Below are 15,530 nucleotides of genomic sequence, written 5' to 3'. Positions count from 1 at the left end.
TGACGATATGCGTCTTGTGAACAAGTTTCTGCCGTTGGCACTTGCACTTGTACTGCCGGCGGCATTCAGCGCCAGCACCCAGGCAGCGTCGACGGTGAGCGTCTACAACTGGACCGACTACATTGGTGAAACCACCTTGGCGGATTTCCAGGCCAACACCGGGATCAAGGTGGTCTATGACGTGTTCGACTCCAACGAAACCCTGGAAGGCAAGTTGCTCGCCGGGCGCACCGGCTATGACGTGGTGGTGCCGTCCAACCACTTCCTGGCGCGGCAAGTGGAGGCCGGCGCGTTCCTCACGCTGGACCGTGCGCAACTGCCAAACTTCAAGAACCTCGATCCCCGGTTGCTCAAGCTGCTGGAGCAGAACGACCCGGATAACGTGCACTCGGTGCCGTACCTTTGGGGCACCAATGGCATCGGTTACAACGTCGACAAGGTCAAGCAAGTGCTGGGTATCGAGCGCATTGATTCATGGGCGGTGCTGTTCGAGCCGGACAATCTCAAGAAGCTCCATGAATGCGGTGTGGCCTTCCTTGATTCGCCGGATGAGCTGTTTCCGGCGATCCTCAACTACATGGGCAAGGACCCACGCAGCGAGAACGCCGAGGACTACAAGCAGGCCGAAGCCAAGCTGCTGACGCTGCGGCCGTACATCACTTATTTCCATTCCTCCAAGTACATCTCGGACCTGGCCAACGGCAATATCTGCGTGGCCTTCGGTTATTCCGGCGATGTGTTCCAGGCCGCCAACCGCGCCAAGGAAGCCAAAAACGGGGTGAACATTGCTTACTCGATTCCCAAGGAAGGCTCCAACCTGTGGTTCGACCTGCTGGCAATTCCTGCCGACGCCACCAACCCCAAAGAGGCCCACGCGTTCATCAACTACCTGCTCGAACCCGAAGTGATCGCCAAGGTTAGCGCCTCGGTGGGCTACGCCAACGCCAACCCGGCGGCCAAGCCGTTCATGGCCCCGGAACTGGTCAATAACCCTGAGGTTTACCCGCCCCAGGAAGTCCTCGACAAACTCTACATTTCCACCACGCCCACGCCGGCGACCATGCGCGTGATGACCCGCGCCTGGAGCAAAGTGAAGTCCAACCGATGATTCAGTCCAGCGAACATGCGCAGTCCTATTACCGCGCTACAGCCAACACCATGCCGCAGCGGCCTGCACTCGACGCTGATCTGAGCGTCGATGTGTGTGTGATCGGCGGCGGGTTCACCGGGGTCAACACGGCCATCGAACTGGCCCAGCGCGGGCTCTCGGTGATTGTGCTGGAGGCCCGACGCATTGGCTGGGGTGCCAGCGGGCGCAACGGTGGGCAGTTGATTCGGGGTATCGGTCATGATGTCTCGGGGTTTGCCAAATACGTGGGCGAGGAGGGCGTGCGCTATCTGGCGCGAGCCGGTATCGACTCGGTGGCGTTGGTGGGCGAGCGCATCGGCGAGCACGGTATCGATTGCGACTTGCGCTGGGGGTTTTGTGAACTGGCCAACACCCCGGCGCAATTCGCCGCGTTCAAGAATGAACAGACGCAGTTGGCGGCCATGGGCTATGCCCCTGAAACCCGGTTGGTGGGCGCGCAGGACATGGCCCAGGTGGTGGGCTCGACAGTGTACGCCGGAGGCCTGGTCGACATGGGCTCCGGGCATCTGCACCCGCTCAACCTGGTGCTTGGCGAGGCGCAGGTGGCCGAGGCCCTCGGGGTGCGGATCTTTGAACAGACCGAGGTGCTGGAACTGATCCATGGCAACACTGTGCAGGTGCGTTGCGCCGGTGGCAGCGTGCGCGCCGCCCATCTGGTGCTGGCGTGCAATGCGCACCTGGAGAACCTGGAGCCGCGCCTGGGCGGCAAGGTGCTGCCGGCGGGCAGCTACATCATCGCCACCGAGCCGTTGCCGGAAACGATGGCCGAGCAATTGATTCCGCAGAATCTGGCGCTGTGCGACCAGAAAGTCGGGCTGGATTACTACCGGCTGTCCGCCGACCGGCGCCTGCTGTTTGGCGGTGCCTGCCATTACTCGGGGCGCGATCCCCAGGACATCGCCGCCTACATGCGCCCGAAAATGCTCAAGGTCTTCCCGCAGTTGGCCGACACCGCCATCGAGTTCCAATGGGGCGGCAAGATTGGCATCACCGCCAACCGCTTTCCCCAGGTCGGGCGGTTGAAGCAGTACCCCAATGTCTTCTATGCCCAGGGCTATTCCGGCCATGGCCTCAACGTGACCCACTGGTGCGCACGGCTGTTGGCCGAAGCGATTCACGCGGGTGCAAGTCGCGGGCTGGATATTTTCAGCCAGGTGCCGCACATGACCTTCCCGGGTGGCAAGGCGCTACGCTCGCCGCTGCTGGCGTTGGGGATGTTGTGGTATCGGTTGCGCGAGGTGCTTTGATCACACAAAGGGTGCAGGCAATCGCTGTACTGGCCGCCTTATTCACTAGCCTCAGGCTCAGTAAGCACCTTGCGAAACGTCTCCACCAGCGGTCGCAAATTAACGCGGTGCCAGGCCGCCCACAGCGGTGTGGTGTAGGTCAGCCACGGCAACTCTCGCAACACCACGCCGGGCGGGGCATTGCGGCTCAGGCCCTTCTGCACCATCGCTACCCCGAGTCCTGACGCCACCAGGCCCAGTGCGGTAAAGGGTTCACTGGCTTCCATGGGAATCTGTGGGGTGAAACCGGCACGGATGCAGGCAGCGATGAAGTCATCGGCCGGGTGGGCGCCGGGTTTGCGCTGCACGCCGATCCATTGTTGATCGGCCAGGTGTTCGGGCAGCAGTTCGCGTTGCCGGGCCAGCGGATGCTGTTCGGGCAGGGCCAGCAGCATCGGGTCGTCGAGCACCTGCAAGGCGCTCAGGTCTGGATCGTCGTCGGCGGGGGGCTCGCTTACCAGGGCGATGTCCAGACTGCGTTGGCGCAGGCCCTCCAACTGTTCGAGGGAGGGCAGGTTATACAGCTTGATATGCACGGTGGGGCGATCGTCGCGCAGTATGCGCAAGGCATTGGGCAGAACACCGGCGTGCATGGCATTTTCGATATAGCCGATGCACAGGCCGCCTTCCTCCCCACGACCCAGGCGCTTGCCCAGCGATTCCAGACGGTTGGCATGGGTCAGCAACGCCTTGGTTTCGGCCAGGAAGGTCTGGCCGTCGCGGGTCAGGCGGATGCGCTGCTGGCTGCGCTCGAACAGGGTCAGGCCCAGGCGTTCTTCCAACTGGGCGATCTGCCGGCTCAGGGGCGATTGGGAGATGTGCAAGCGCTCGGCGGCGCGGCCGACGTGTTCCTCTTCGGCGACCACTTCGAAGTAGCGCAGTTGGCGTAGATCGATCATATAAGACCTGTAAGGACTCAAGTTGGTCGCAGTATGTCTTGGACGGTCTAACCAACGCAATCTAACATCTGCTCAACGGTCACAACCAACCGATTGAGGATCTCACCATGAGCTTGAAAGACAAACTCCCCGGCGTACTGGGCTTTGGCACCGCACCCTTGGGAAATATGTTCCGCGCCATCCCTGAAGACGAAGCCCAGGCCACCGTCGAAGCCGCCTGGAACCACGGCGTCCGTTACTTCGACACCGCGCCGTTCTACGGCTCGGGCCTGTCGGAAATCCGCTTGGGCCAGGCCCTGTCCCACTACAACCGTGATGACTACGTGCTCAGCACCAAGGTCGGCCGGGTGATTCTGGATGAAGTCGAAACCGGCGCCCGCGACCTTGGCGAAAAAAGCGGCGTGTTCGAACACGGCCGCCCGAATAAAATCCTCAATGACTACAGCGCCGATGCCACCCTGCGCTCCATTGACGATAGCCTCAAGCGCCTGCAAACCGATCGCCTCGACATCGTGTGGATTCACGATATCGCCCAGGATTTTTACGGCGACCAGTGGCTGGACTACTTCAACCAGGCCCGTACCGGCGCCTTCAAAGTGCTGACCCGCTTGCGCGAGGAGGGTGTGATCAAGGCCTGGGGTCTGGGCGTCAATCGCGTCGAGCCGTGTGAACTGACCCTGGACCTGACTGAGGCGCAGCCCGACGGGTTCCTCCTCGCCGGCCGCTATACGCTGCTGGACCACGAGCGCGCACTGCAACGCCTGATGGACGCCGCCTTGGCCCAGCAGGTTGAAATTGTGGTCGGCGGCCCGTACAGCTCTGGCATCCTCGCCGGCGGCGCACACTTTGAATACCAACCCGCTAAGCCTGCGATCATCAGCAAGGTCGAGCAGATCAAGGCGATTGCCCAGGCATTTGGCGTGAGTGTGAAAGCCGCGGCGCTGCAGTTTTCCCTGGCACACCCGGCCGTGGCGGCGGTGATTCCCGGTGCCAGTCGTCCGGGTCGCATTGCTGAAGACGTTGCGGCGTTGTCAGAACAGATTCCAGCAGCCTTCTGGCAAGCGCTACGCGAGGCCCGACTGATTTCGGATCGTGCGCCTTTGCCTCTCTAATCTTAAGGAAGCTAACCATGAAAATTGATGTGAGCGGCAAAGTAGCCATCGTCAGCGGCAGCACTGCCGGTATCGGCTTGGGCATCAGCCAGGCCCTGGCGCAATCCGGCGCAACGGTGGTAGTGATCGGGCGGGACGCGGGCAAGGTCGACGACGCTTTGGCCAGCATTCGCCAAGGGGTGCCCGGCGCTGACCTGCGTGGGCTGGTGGCCGACCTTGGCACCCTGGAGGGCGCCGAGAAACTGTTCGCCGCCGAACCTCGCGCCGATATCCTGGTCAACAACCTCGGCATCTTCAACGATGTGGATTTCTTCGAGGCGCCAGACAGTGAGTGGACGCGCTTCTATGAGGTCAATGTGATTTCCGGCGTGCGCCTGTCGCGCCATTATGCGCCGGGCATGGTCGAGCAGGGCTGGGGGCGGGTGATCTTTGTGTCGTCGGAATCCGGGGTGGCGACGCCGGCCGACATGATCAACTACGGCGTGACCAAAAGCGCCAACCTGGCGGTCTCCCACGGCCTGGCCAAGCGCCTGGCAGGCACCGGGGTGACGGTGAATGCGATTTTGCCGGGGCCGACCTTTACCGACGGCCTGGAACAGATGCTCAAGGACGCCACGGCCCAGTCCGGGCGCAGTGCGCGGGAAGAAGCCGATGTGTTCGTGCGTAATGCGCGGCCCACCTCGATCATCCAGCGTGCAGCCAATGTGGATGAAGTGGCGAACCTGGTGGCGTACATTGCTTCACCGCTGTCGTCTGCCACTACCGGTGCCGCTTTGCGCGTAGACGGTGGCGTTGTCGACAGCATGGCGATCTGATTTTTCCCCTGATTGGAGTATTTATCGTGGCAACAGCGTCTTCAGTAATTGAAATCCCGGCATCAGCCGACCAGGTCTGGCAACTGATTGGCGGCTTCAACAGCCTGCCCGACTGGCTGCCCTTTATCGCCAAGAGCGAGCCGAGCGAAGGTGGCCGTGTGCGTCACCTGACCACCGCTGACGGCGGCCAGATCGTCGAGCGTTTGCAGACCTTTGACAACGTGGCGCGCATTTACAGCTACACGATTGAAGAATCGCCGTTTCCGGTGAGCGCGTATCTGGCGACCGTGCAGGTTGAAGCGCTGACCGAGTCGTCGGCGAAAGTCACCTGGTCCGGCGTGTTCACTCCGGCAGCGGGCACCACGGATGCGGCGGTGGAGGAGTTATTTGCCGGCGTCTACAGCGGTGGCTTGGAGGCGTTGCGCGGCAACTTCCCCAACTGAACCGGTGTTATCGGGAAAAAACTGGTGATGGGCGAGGATCGCTGCAACTGACTCAGCGGGCGTCCTCTGCGCCGTATCGAGCCTGAACGGCGGCTCATCCCAGCATTCATATTCATGCACCAGCACCGACTGCCAGGTCGGCGGCGCCAGACCGGGAACATCGCCCACGCGGCTTTCCACACGGCGCCGATGCTCGTGCTGATCAGCACACACCACCTGGATATTGATCAGTTCAACCTGCGCTGCCGTCGCCACGGCTTGCCAGGCTTGGCGGCTCTCCCTGACCGGGTTCACGCAATCGGCGATGACCCGATGCCCCAGGCGCAAATTGCTCAGCGCCAATGCATTGGCCACGCTGTAGCCGCTGGCGCCCACATCCCCCGCCAATACGGCGGCATCGCGCAGCGCCTGTTCGATCACATCAATACGCAGGTAAACCGCGCCGGTCTGTCGCGCCAGTTCCCTGGCAACCGTGGTCTTGCCGCTGCCGGGCAGACCGCTGAATACGATAAGCATGGTCATCAACTCTTTGCAGGAGCGAGCTTGCTCGCGAAAAACGTCAACGATAACGCGTACTTCCAGGTAAAACGTGTGGTCTTGACTATTTTCGCGAGCAAGCTCGCTCCTACAGTGTTATTAGAACTGCTTCACTTCGACAACAGGACCTGCGCCCCATGACCCTGCCATTTGTGAAGATGCACGCCCATGGCGACGACTTCATCATCATCGACCGCCGTGGCCAGGACAACCCCATCACTGCACAGGTCGCCGCCCGCCTGGGCAACCGCCGCTCGGGTATCGGTTTCAATCAGTTGGCGGTGATACTCGACTGTGGAGACGCCGCCGCACATGTCCAGTTCTGGAACCCCGACGGCACGCGGCTGCCAACCTGCGGCAGCGCGACTCGCGGGGTGGCCGACCGCCTGATGCACGAGACCGGCATCGACACCGTCGTATTACGCACCGACCGCGGTTTGCTGACGTGCACACGCGTCGACGGGCAGCGCGTGTCGGTGGACATGGGCGCGCCGTCGCTGGACTGGGCGGCGGTGCCGCTGGCCGAGGCGATGGACACCCGCGTGCTGCCCATGGACGGTAACCCGGCGGCCTGCAGCATGGGCAACCCGCATTGCACATTTTTTGTGCAAGACATCGCTGCCATCGATGTCGCGGCGGTGGGCCCGGCGCTTGAAGCTCACCCGCTGTTCCCGGCCAAGACCAATGTGCATTTTGTGCAGGTGTTGAGCCGTGGCCGTATCCGCCTGCGCATCTGGGAGCGTGGCGGCGCGGTGCCGTTGGGCTCCGGTTCGTGCTGCTGCGGTGCGGTGGTCAATGGGATTCGGCGCGGGTTGCTCGATGACAGCGTGGAGGTCGAATGCGACGGCGGCACGGTCACGGTGCAGTGGGACGGGCAGGGCGGGGTGATCTTGGCCGGCCGTGTCGAGCCGATCATGCAGGGCGCCGCATACCTGGGCTAGAACGTCACGGTAAACGTAGTACCGGCCGTGGCGCAGGACGTCACCGCCACATCGCCACCATGCACCTTCGCCAGTTCGCGCACGATATACAGGCCGAGGCCGACGCTGCGCACATCGCTGCCCTGGTCGGTGCCACGGGTCATGGGCTCGAACAACCCGGCCAGCAGTGTTTCGGGAATCGCCAGGCCATGGTTGTGCACCGCGACCGCGCAGGCGTTGTCGCCCAGGCGCGAGGTGATGGTGATCGGTTGCAGCAGGTCGCCATAGGCCACGCTGTTGGCAACCAGGTTGCCGATCATCTGCTGCACTCGGTCGGCATCCAGGCACGCCTGGCCGTTGCCTTCGGCCTGATGCACCAGCGTGGCCCTGGGAAAGGCCACCCGCAATTCATCCACCGCATGTTGAATAACGCCGTGCAAATCCAGCGGCACCGCCTTGATGGTGATGCCCTGGCCGACCCGCGCCTGGGTGAAGTCCAGCAGGTCGGCGATCATGCGATGGGCGCGTTCGGCCGACTGGCCGATATGCCCCAACAGTTGGCGCTCCTTGGCCGTGCGCTCGCCACGCTGCAGAAAGTCCGAAGCCATGCGGATGGCGGTAAGGGGGTTTTTCAAGTCATGACTGACAATCGCCACCATCTGTTCGGCAAACAACGCCCGGCGCTGGGCAACCGCATAGGCCGCGCTGAGTTCGGCCTGGGCCTGTTGCAGGGCGACCTCGGTGGCGGTTTTTTCCTGGAGCAGCGCTTCGGCCAACTTGCGTGCATTGAGCAGTTCGCGCTCGTATTTGTCGCGGTCGGTGGTGCCGAACAGTGCCAGGTCATGCACCACGCCGTCGGCCTGCCGGCGCTGGTTGGCATTGAGTAATACGGTCACTTTGTGCCCGGCGCAATGGCGGATGTCGAGCTTCACTTCGGTGACGCTGCCGTGCATGCGTAGCATCGGTGCCAGGTGGGTCTGGTAGAAAATCCGCCCGCCCATGGTCAGCAGGTCCTGGAAGCGCCGCCCTTGCAGCGCAGCGGCGCTGAACCCGAGCCAGTCGCTCAAGCGCGGGTTGACGTGCAGGATCGTGCCGTCTTCGTGGGTTACGGCCAGGGCGCAGGCGGCGCTGTCGAACAACGCGTCAGCGGGCATCGGCAGGCGCCCAAGGGGTCAGGAACCGGTCCATTGCCGCTGCGCACGCCTGGGGTGCACTCATATGCGGGCAATGGCCGACATTCTCCACCAGGCAATAAGTGCTGTTGGGCAGCACGCGGTGCAGGTATTCACCCACGGCTACGGGGGCGATCAGGTCGTCAGTCGATTGCAGGATCAACACCGCAGTGGTCAGGCCCACTACATCCTGGCGGTTATCCGAAAGGAAGGTCACCCGGGCAAATTGCTTGGCGATGTCCGGCTCGGTGCGGCAAAAGCTCTCGGTCAACGCCTCACCCAGTGCCGGTTGGTCCGGCGCGCCCATGATCACCGGGGCCATCGCGCTCGACCAGCCCAAGTAGTTGCTGTCGAGGGTGTCGAGCAGGTCGTCGATATCCTCGCGCTTGAAGCCGCCAACATAATCGTCAGTGTCGATATAGCGCGGCGATGGGCCGATCATCACGTGCGCAGCAATACGCCCGGGGACAAAACGGTCGGCGAGGGTGCCGATCATCGCGCTGACGGAGTGGCCCACCAGGATCACCGGGCCTTGGGCGTAGGCGTCGATAATCTCGTTGAGGTCGTGGGCGTAGCCGTCCAGGGCCAGGTATTTGGCTTTGTCGAAGGCGCTGAGGTCCGACCGGCCCGCACCGACCAGGTCGTAGAGAACCACGCGAAAGCGCTGGCTAAAGTGCGGCGTCAACTGGTTCCACATCGCTTGATTGCAGCCAAAGCCGTGGGAAAACACCAGCGTCGAAGGACCGTCGCCCATCACATTCACATTGTTGCGGTAGCGCAGGTCCATGGCGTTCTCGTAGCTGGCAATTTGCTATGCGGGGTAAGGCCGCAGTTTAGATAGTCGCGCACCTGGGGTCACGCGTTATACGTCGATAAGGTAAAGTCGGCAGCTTAAGGAAGAAACCTCAGGTAACAAAACATGATAGGGAATTGGCGTCAAACGGTCTCGGGTTTGCTGGCCCTGGTGCTCCTGGGCGTGCTGAGCATAGCCCAGGCGGACACTTCACCGATCGGGGTCGCCCTCGACCAGCGGGTGATTGACCTCACCAACACCCTCGACGCAACCACCACCCAACGCTTAAAAAATCAGCTTGGCGACCTTGAAACGCGCAAGGGCGCGCAAGTCGCGGTGTTGCTGGTGCCGACCACGGGCGGCGCCGCTATCGAAGACTATGCCAACCAACTGTTTCGCGCCTGGCAGCTGGGGCGCAAGGACGTCAACGATGGCATCCTGCTGGTAGTGGCCAAGGCTGACCGCGCAGTGCGCATTGAAGTGGGCTACGGCCTGGAAGGCATCGTCACCGACCTGCTGGCCCATCGCATTATTGAAGAACAGATCACCCCGGCGTTTCGCCAAGGTGATTTTGCCGGCGGTGTGCAACAGGGCGTGGACGCCCTGACCGTGCTGGTGGACGGCGGTGACTTACCGCCATTGGCGGGCGCCGGGATCAACCCTCAATTTATCGCGTTGCTGGTGGCGTTTATCCTGGGCGGCTTGGGCGGCGTGGCGATCGCTGCCGGCAAGCTGCATTGGCGCCGGGCGTTGATCGTCACCGTGGCGGCCACGCTGTTGCTGACGCTGCTGGCGGGCGGTCGCGAGTGGCCGATGTTCCTGTTTGTCATGCCGCTGACGCTGTTGATAGGCGGCGCGATATTCGGCGCGCTGTGGCAGGTGCGTACGCTGTTTTACTGCGTAATCGGGCTGCTGGCTTATATCCTCGGGTTGGTGGTGGCAAACCAGTACGTGGACGTCAGTTTCATCCATTGGCTGCTGTGGCCACTGGGCGTCTTGGTGGTGCTGGGGTTGTACCTGGTGCTACTGCTGATCATGAGAGAGACCTGGCGCACCAGCCGTGCAGGTTTTAGTGTGCGACTGCTGGCGGCGGTAGTCGTGTACGTGGTGGCAGGGTGGGTGATTGACGGCGGCCGCGACGGCTGGCTATTGGCGTTTCCCATCGCATCGTTTGTCGCGCTGATCATCTTCGGCAAGGTCGGTGAAGGGACGGGATCGGGTAGCGGCTCCAGTTCGAGTTCCAGCAGTTCCACCTCCAGTGACAGTTCCTCCGGTGGCGGTGGTTCCAGTGGTGGCGGTGGGGCTTCCGGCAGTTGGTGACGCGGTAGCCGATCCCCACACTTTCGAACCCCATCCATGGCAAGCGCGTGTTTGGCAATGCCATGGGGGGGCACAACGGTTTGGACCGCAAACAGCCGGTTGCAGTATTACGCCTTGACCCAATCGCCCTTGCCATCGGATTTGATTTCGAAATCAATGGGGTCACGGTTGGCGTTGCCTGGAGCGTTTTCAACGGCCTTTTCGTCCGACGGCAGGAAGTTGCGATCTAACTGGCTGCGGGCAGTGTTGACCTGAGAGTTTTCAACGGCCTTTTCGTCCGACGGCAGGAAGTTGCGATCTAACTGGCTGCGGGCAGTGTTGACCTGAGAGTTGTCGACGGCCTTTTCGTCCGCAGGCAGGAAGTTCTGATCCAGCCGACTACGGTTGGCGTGGGCCCTGTATTCGTCGCCGATGTTCTTCCAGCCGCCCTTGCCATCGGACACTTCTGCATCGTCCCCAATCTGGTTTTCTTCCTTGGGGTTGTATCTGGCTTTGTCGTTGTCGATCCTGCTGTTGTCAACGGGTTGGTATGCAGGGAAAGATGGGCTGGAACCATTGATTGAAGACACGATTGCACCTCTCTGATAGCTGGGATATTGACCCGCCAGGACGTGGTCCCGGCTCGGCGTTTCGCAGGCTACAGCGCCATGAGCAGTCGCTCAATGCGGCCCATTTCGGGTGAATGTAACCGAGTGAAACCGCTGTGGTCGCGGGTTTCCAAATAGTGAGAGTGGCGATAGGTGCAATCCGGCAAAAGGGGCAGCAGAGTCAGGCTGGATGTAAGAAAGCGTCGTTGGTTCTCAGGTTTTCATTTGTAGAAATACATTTGACGGCTCAGTGGTGTGCGCTTGTTTCACGATTGGAAACAGTTATGGAATGACCTTTCTTAGACAGTTCTCACCATTTCATGCCACGCCATCCCACCGTGATCCGACGGCGAAGGACGCACATAGGTGTAGCCCATGCGGGTGTACAACGGCACGTGCTGGTGCTTGCACATCAGGTGAATCGTCTGCTTGCCCATTGCTGCCATGCGCTGCACGAACGCGGTCATCAGTTTTTTTGCATAGCCTTTGCCTTGATGTGCCGGGTCGACCACCACCGACATGATCACCACATTCGGCGCCTCGGCCACATGGCCTACCAACTCCTTGAATGCCTCATCCGACATCACCACATTGTGGGTACAGCCGGAATTGATGAAACCTGCGATTTCGCCATCCGCCTCCAGGATCAAAAAGCCCTGGGGATACTGGGCGATGCGCGTGGTGATTTTTTCCAGGGTGGCGGCTTCGTCGCCTTCGTATGCGCTGGTTTCGATTTCAAAGCAGCGGTGGGCGTCGGTGGGCAGAGCGGTACGCAGGGTAAGGGTGGGCATGGGTGGTTCCAGGGCGTTGAGCGAAAGGCAACATCATAAACAAACGTCGAGCTTATGGCACAGCAAGGCCATTTGCTTGGAGGGGAAGGTGTGAGGTTCAACTGAAATATCGGATGCAGAGCGCAGGCCTGACTGATGCGACTCAGTCCAATGTGGGAGGGGGCTTGCTCCCGATGAGCGAGTGTCAGTAAACGCATCTTGGACTGACCCACTGCCATCGGGAGCAAGCCCCCTCCCACATTTGGACGACCTAGAATTCCCCGGAATACTTTACTGCCGCCGCCGCCCGCGACGGCACATTCAAACTGCGTAGCAATGACGACACATGAATGCGCACGGTAAACGGCGAAATATCCAGGGCCTTGGCGATTTCCTTGTTGGTCTTGCCCTGGGCAATCAGGCGCAGCACTTCCTGCTGGCGGGTGGTGAGGGTGTGGGTGTCCAGCGGCAGCAGGCCCGAAGGCGCGAACTTGACCAGCACTTCGCCGGCGCGAATCGCCAGCAACGCCTGGCCGATGTCGTCGGGGGCGATGTTCTTGCCGATGAATCCGTCGGCGCCCAGGGCCATCACCTGTTCGATCAGCGCCGGGTCGTCGACCATCGACACCACGATCAACGTTGTGCGCCGCAGTTGCTGGCGCAGTTCGGCCAGTTGGCTGATGCAAGTCAGGCCGGGGAAGCGCAGGTCGAGGATCAGAATGTCGACTTCGCTCGGCTCGCACAGCAGCGCATTCACCGTGGCCAGGTCGCCGGCCTCTTGCACCTGGGCGTCGGGTAGCAGGCGCCGCACGGTGCGCGCCATGCCTTCGCGAAACATCGGGTGGTCGTCGGCGATGATGATCCGGCCGGTCATGGTGAGCTCCTTCCTGGGGCAAGGTGGTGTCGAGGCATGCTACTTTACCAGCGGGCCGAGGGCCCCTTTTCCAAAGATGATCTGTCAAGGATATGACTATGAGTCCCGAGACCAACTCCGAACTCGATCAGGCTAACCTGCGCATCGTGGTGGCCACCATCGCCATTGTGTATATCAGCGTACTGGGTTTTTTGCCCGGGCAGTCGCTGGACACCTACCTGCCGGTGATCCTGTATATCTTCGGGTTCCTGCTGGCGTCCATCGTGTTGCGCCAGGTGATCGCACGTTGGCCCGGGCATTACCCGGCGCGGCGCATCTTCGGCATGATCCACGACTACACCGGCACGTCGTTCGGCCTGGTGGTGGGTGGTGAGGCGGCGTTGCCGCTGTATGCGGTGATGGTCTGGGTGAACCTGGGCAACGGGATGCGCTACGGGTCGCGCTACCTGGCGATTGCCACGGGGCTGGCGTTGCTGGCGCTGCTGATCGTGTACCAGCTTACGCCGCTGTGGCAGGCGCAACCGTTCATGGTGTTGATGCTGATGATCACCAGCACGGTGATCCCGGTGTACGCCCATATCCTTCTGGAGCGCACGCGCAAGGCTTCGGAACAAGCCATTGCCGCCAACCTGGAAAAATCCCGCTTTCTCGCCCAAGCCAGCCATGACCTGCGCCAGCCGATCCACTCCATTGGCCTGTTCACCGCCTGCCTGCGCGAAGCACGGTTGGGGGATGACGAGCGGCGGCTGGTGGACAATATCGATCGCTCGCTGCTCAACGTGTCGCAACTGTTCCGTTCGATCCTCGACCTCTACACCCTCGACAACGGTCGCCTGTTGCCCAAATACCAGGTGATCCACCTGGGCGACTTTCTCGCCGACCTGGTGCGCCAGAATGCCGAGGCCGCACGCTGGGCCGGCGTGGAGTTGCGCTTGCGCCCCTGCACTCACTGGGTACGGGTGGACCCGGGCATGTTGGCAACCATGGTGCAAAACCTGCTCTCCAATTGCTTCAAGTACGGCGCGCAGCGGCCAGTGCTGATCGGCGTGCGTAGTCGTGAAAACGGCTTGGTCATAGAGGTGCATGATCAGGGGCGAGGGATTGCACGGGAGCATCTTTCAAAGGTCTTCGAAGAGTTCTATCGCGTGCGCCAATTGCGTGACAAGGATGTCGAAGGCGTGGGCCTCGGGCTGTCCATCGTCAAGCGCCTGGGGCAATTGATGGGGATGCAGGTGAGCCTGCGTTCGCGGTTGGGCCAGGGCACCTCGGTGAGCCTGCACGGCCTGGCCCTGGCCACCGCGCCGCGTCAACTGGCGCTGCGCGACGATGTGCGCCAGGCCGGTCTGCTCACCGGTCTGAAAGTATGCCTGGTGGAGGATGACCACAACGTGCTGCTTGCCACCCAGGCGCTGCTGGAGCGATGGGGGTGCAAGGTGCAGGCTGAGTCGAGTGGGAAGGGGCTGGTCAGCGACTGCGATATCATCGTCGCCGACTACGACCTGGGTAATCACGCCACTGGCATCGAATGCATCGACGAGCTACGCCAGCAACGCGGTTGGGCGGTGCCGGCGTTGATCCTCACCGGTCACGACGTGGAGAGAATCCAGGCCGCGTTGCACGACCGTCAGATCGCCATCTTGTCCAAACCGGTGCGCCCTGCGGAACTGCGCGGCAGGTTGCGTGACCTCAGCCAGGAAAAAGTTACTGCATGAACGGTGTCAGCCCGTTGCCACGTGCGCCTTTTGGCTGGCAGTAGGCGGCAGGTTTCATCAGGCCAAAACTGGCGATCGCAAATGCACCGCCGCTGGCCCCGCTTGGTACGGAGCAGTTGTATTCGCCGGACGCAGTGTTGGCTACATAGTAAGTAGTCATGGAATCGCTGCGCACATTGGAAATACGTTTTACCGGTTCGCCCAGGTTGGTTTCCGACAGCTTCTTGAGGTGATCTTCAGTAGGCTTGATATTGCTGCAACCGGCGACGCCGATGATCAAAGCGCCCAGCAGGGCAAGGCGAGTAACAGGGGAGTGGAGTTTCATGGTGCGTCTTCCTTGGGGTTGTTTTGGTTTTTCCAGCGCGCAACAAACCCGCACGCAATGAATGCGCGGTGCTGAGGAAGCGTTGGAAGTGCCGAGGAATATAGCGCCGCGGGCGGGCAGGGTCGATTAGCACAAATGGGCTAATGGCAATTTGAGGTCATGGAAGGAACAGGCAGTGTTGGAGATAAAACGAGCTACGCCAGACGACGCCGACAGAGCGTTCGAGATTCGCCGTGACGCCATTCGCGGTCAGTGCATTGGCGCCTACAGCGCGGAGCAAATGGCGCTCTGGACCCGAGGTTGCGCAAGTGATGGCTACAGCGTGTTGATGGACAAACCGTTCTACCTGGGCTGGGTGAACGGTGAAGCTGTCGCTACCGGTATGCTCGATCCTGACCACCATGAGGTGGGAGCGTTGTTCGTGCGGCCTGCGTTCACTGGGCGCGGCTATGGCAAGGCGATGCTTGCGCATGTGGAGGGCATTGCACGGCAGATGGAGATTGAAAAGGTAGTGCTGGACGCCACCTTGAATGCGGTGAGTTTCTACCGCTCGTGTGGTTATGTGGGGGATGAGCAGGCGGTGTATCACTCACCCTCGGGGTTGGTGCTGGCGTGTGTGCCGATGGTGAAGCGGCTGCGGGTCATGCCGGCGTTTTGAATGCTGCGCGCAATTGCTCAATGACCTGAGCAACGCCTGGGCCCCGAATCCGTGGCGAGGGAGCTTGCTCCCGATAAGTATCGATATCTACACAACTCTGTAGCAGCCGACCGTAACCACGATGCGAAGCGAGCCGCTCTTGATCTGCTTTTGATCT

The 15,530-nt window shown here is 61.4% G+C and carries 17 protein-coding genes; 9 read left to right on the top strand and 8 right to left on the bottom strand.

What is annotated here, in order from left to right:
* Positions 1 to 7 precede the first annotated feature (7 nt).
* Together E4O98_RS08880 and E4O98_RS08875 are read left to right on the top strand one after the other, a co-directional pair.
* Positions 8 to 1,108, top strand: a complete 1,101-nt coding sequence (locus E4O98_RS08880) for a polyamine ABC transporter substrate-binding protein (protein ID WP_148853890.1) — start codon at positions 8 to 10, stop codon at positions 1,106 to 1,108.
* On the top strand, positions 1,105 to 2,397 hold the full coding sequence (locus tag E4O98_RS08875; RefSeq protein WP_248134726.1) for an FAD-binding oxidoreductase: 1,293 nt from the start codon (positions 1,105 to 1,107) through the stop codon (positions 2,395 to 2,397). Before E4O98_RS08880 ends, E4O98_RS08875 begins: the two co-directional genes overlap by 4 nt.
* Positions 2,398 to 2,435: 38 nt before the next feature.
* Here E4O98_RS08875 and E4O98_RS08870 read toward each other — a convergent pair whose 3' ends face one another.
* Positions 2,436 to 3,335 carry a LysR substrate-binding domain-containing protein gene (locus E4O98_RS08870; protein WP_223018830.1) on the bottom strand — a complete coding sequence of 300 codons (900 nt, stop codon included), beginning with the start codon at positions 3,333 to 3,335 and terminating at the stop codon, positions 2,436 to 2,438.
* Between the two features lie 107 nt (positions 3,336 to 3,442).
* Here E4O98_RS08870 and E4O98_RS08865 point away from each other — a divergent pair, with 107 nt between their 5' ends.
* Genes E4O98_RS08865 through E4O98_RS08855 form a run of 3 tightly spaced genes read left to right on the top strand, consistent with a single transcriptional unit; the run spans position 3,443 to position 5,705 of the window.
* Positions 3,443 to 4,447: an aldo/keto reductase gene (locus E4O98_RS08865; protein ID WP_032880762.1), complete on the top strand. Its 1,005-nt coding sequence runs from the start codon at positions 3,443 to 3,445 to the stop codon at positions 4,445 to 4,447.
* 17 nt (positions 4,448 to 4,464) lie between these two features.
* Entirely contained in the window at positions 4,465 to 5,262 is a 798-nt protein-coding gene (locus tag E4O98_RS08860; RefSeq protein ID WP_032880763.1) for an SDR family oxidoreductase, read from the top strand.
* A 26-nt stretch (positions 5,263 to 5,288) separates the two neighbouring features.
* Entirely contained in the window at positions 5,289 to 5,705 is a 417-nt protein-coding gene (locus tag E4O98_RS08855) for an SRPBCC family protein (RefSeq protein ID WP_032880764.1), read from the top strand.
* On the opposite strand, the gene E4O98_RS08850 is transcribed toward E4O98_RS08855, so the two are convergent.
* Positions 5,646 to 6,221, bottom strand: a complete 576-nt coding sequence (locus E4O98_RS08850) for an AAA family ATPase (protein ID WP_050549418.1) — start codon at positions 6,219 to 6,221, stop codon at positions 5,646 to 5,648. The two genes, E4O98_RS08855 and E4O98_RS08850, sit on opposite strands and share 60 nt — an antisense overlap.
* A 158-nt stretch (positions 6,222 to 6,379) precedes the next feature.
* On the opposite strand from E4O98_RS08850, the gene dapF reads away from it, so the two are divergent.
* Complete coding sequence (gene dapF, locus E4O98_RS08845) at positions 6,380 to 7,183, top strand: diaminopimelate epimerase (RefSeq protein ID WP_032880765.1); 804 nt, start codon at positions 6,380 to 6,382, stop codon at positions 7,181 to 7,183.
* On the opposite strand, the gene E4O98_RS08840 is transcribed toward dapF, so the two are convergent.
* Positions 7,180 to 8,316, bottom strand: coding sequence for a PAS domain-containing sensor histidine kinase (locus E4O98_RS08840; protein WP_032880766.1), 1,137 nt, complete (start codon positions 8,314 to 8,316; stop codon positions 7,180 to 7,182). The genes dapF and E4O98_RS08840 overlap by 4 nt on opposite strands.
* Positions 8,306 to 9,121: an alpha/beta hydrolase gene (locus E4O98_RS08835; RefSeq protein ID WP_228308481.1), complete on the bottom strand. Its 816-nt coding sequence runs from the start codon at positions 9,119 to 9,121 to the stop codon at positions 8,306 to 8,308. Before E4O98_RS08835 ends, E4O98_RS08840 begins: the two co-directional genes overlap by 11 nt.
* Before the next feature lie 132 nt (positions 9,122 to 9,253).
* Between E4O98_RS08835 and E4O98_RS08830 the strand changes: the two genes are divergently transcribed.
* Positions 9,254 to 10,447: a TPM domain-containing protein gene (locus E4O98_RS08830; protein ID WP_248134724.1), complete on the top strand. Its 1,194-nt coding sequence runs from the start codon at positions 9,254 to 9,256 to the stop codon at positions 10,445 to 10,447.
* Between the two features lie 107 nt (positions 10,448 to 10,554).
* Here the strand turns inward: E4O98_RS08830 and E4O98_RS08825 are convergent, their stop codons facing one another.
* From E4O98_RS08825 to E4O98_RS08815, 3 genes are all read right to left on the bottom strand, one after another.
* Positions 10,555 to 11,016, bottom strand: coding sequence for a hypothetical protein (locus E4O98_RS08825; RefSeq protein ID WP_248134722.1), 462 nt, complete (start codon positions 11,014 to 11,016; stop codon positions 10,555 to 10,557).
* Positions 11,017 to 11,333: 317 nt separating this feature from the next.
* Positions 11,334 to 11,825 carry a GNAT family N-acetyltransferase gene (locus E4O98_RS08820; RefSeq protein ID WP_248134720.1) on the bottom strand — a complete coding sequence of 164 codons (492 nt, stop codon included), beginning with the start codon at positions 11,823 to 11,825 and terminating at the stop codon, positions 11,334 to 11,336.
* Between the two features lie 250 nt (positions 11,826 to 12,075).
* Entirely contained in the window at positions 12,076 to 12,678 is a 603-nt protein-coding gene (locus E4O98_RS08815) for a response regulator transcription factor (RefSeq protein WP_248134718.1), read from the bottom strand.
* 98 nt (positions 12,679 to 12,776) lie between these two features.
* Between E4O98_RS08815 and E4O98_RS08810 the strand changes: the two genes are divergently transcribed.
* On the top strand, positions 12,777 to 14,390 hold the full coding sequence (locus E4O98_RS08810; RefSeq protein WP_078821178.1) for a hybrid sensor histidine kinase/response regulator: 1,614 nt from the start codon (positions 12,777 to 12,779) through the stop codon (positions 14,388 to 14,390).
* Here the strand turns inward: E4O98_RS08810 and E4O98_RS08805 are convergent.
* Entirely contained in the window at positions 14,380 to 14,715 is a 336-nt protein-coding gene (locus tag E4O98_RS08805) for a hypothetical protein (protein ID WP_032880773.1), read from the bottom strand. The two genes, E4O98_RS08810 and E4O98_RS08805, sit on opposite strands and share 11 nt — an antisense overlap.
* Before the next feature lie 175 nt (positions 14,716 to 14,890).
* Between E4O98_RS08805 and E4O98_RS08800 the strand changes: the two genes are divergently transcribed.
* Positions 14,891 to 15,373, top strand: a complete 483-nt coding sequence (locus tag E4O98_RS08800) for a GNAT family N-acetyltransferase (RefSeq protein ID WP_032880774.1) — start codon at positions 14,891 to 14,893, stop codon at positions 15,371 to 15,373.
* The last annotated feature ends 157 nt before the right edge of the window (positions 15,374 to 15,530 follow it).

Source organism: Pseudomonas sp. W2Jun17, from assembly GCF_023127795.1.
Taxonomy (GTDB): domain Bacteria; phylum Pseudomonadota; class Gammaproteobacteria; order Pseudomonadales; family Pseudomonadaceae; genus Aquipseudomonas; species Aquipseudomonas synxantha_A.
Note: the sequence above shows the minus strand (reverse complement) of the source record. Positions and strands in the feature narration are given on the sequence as shown.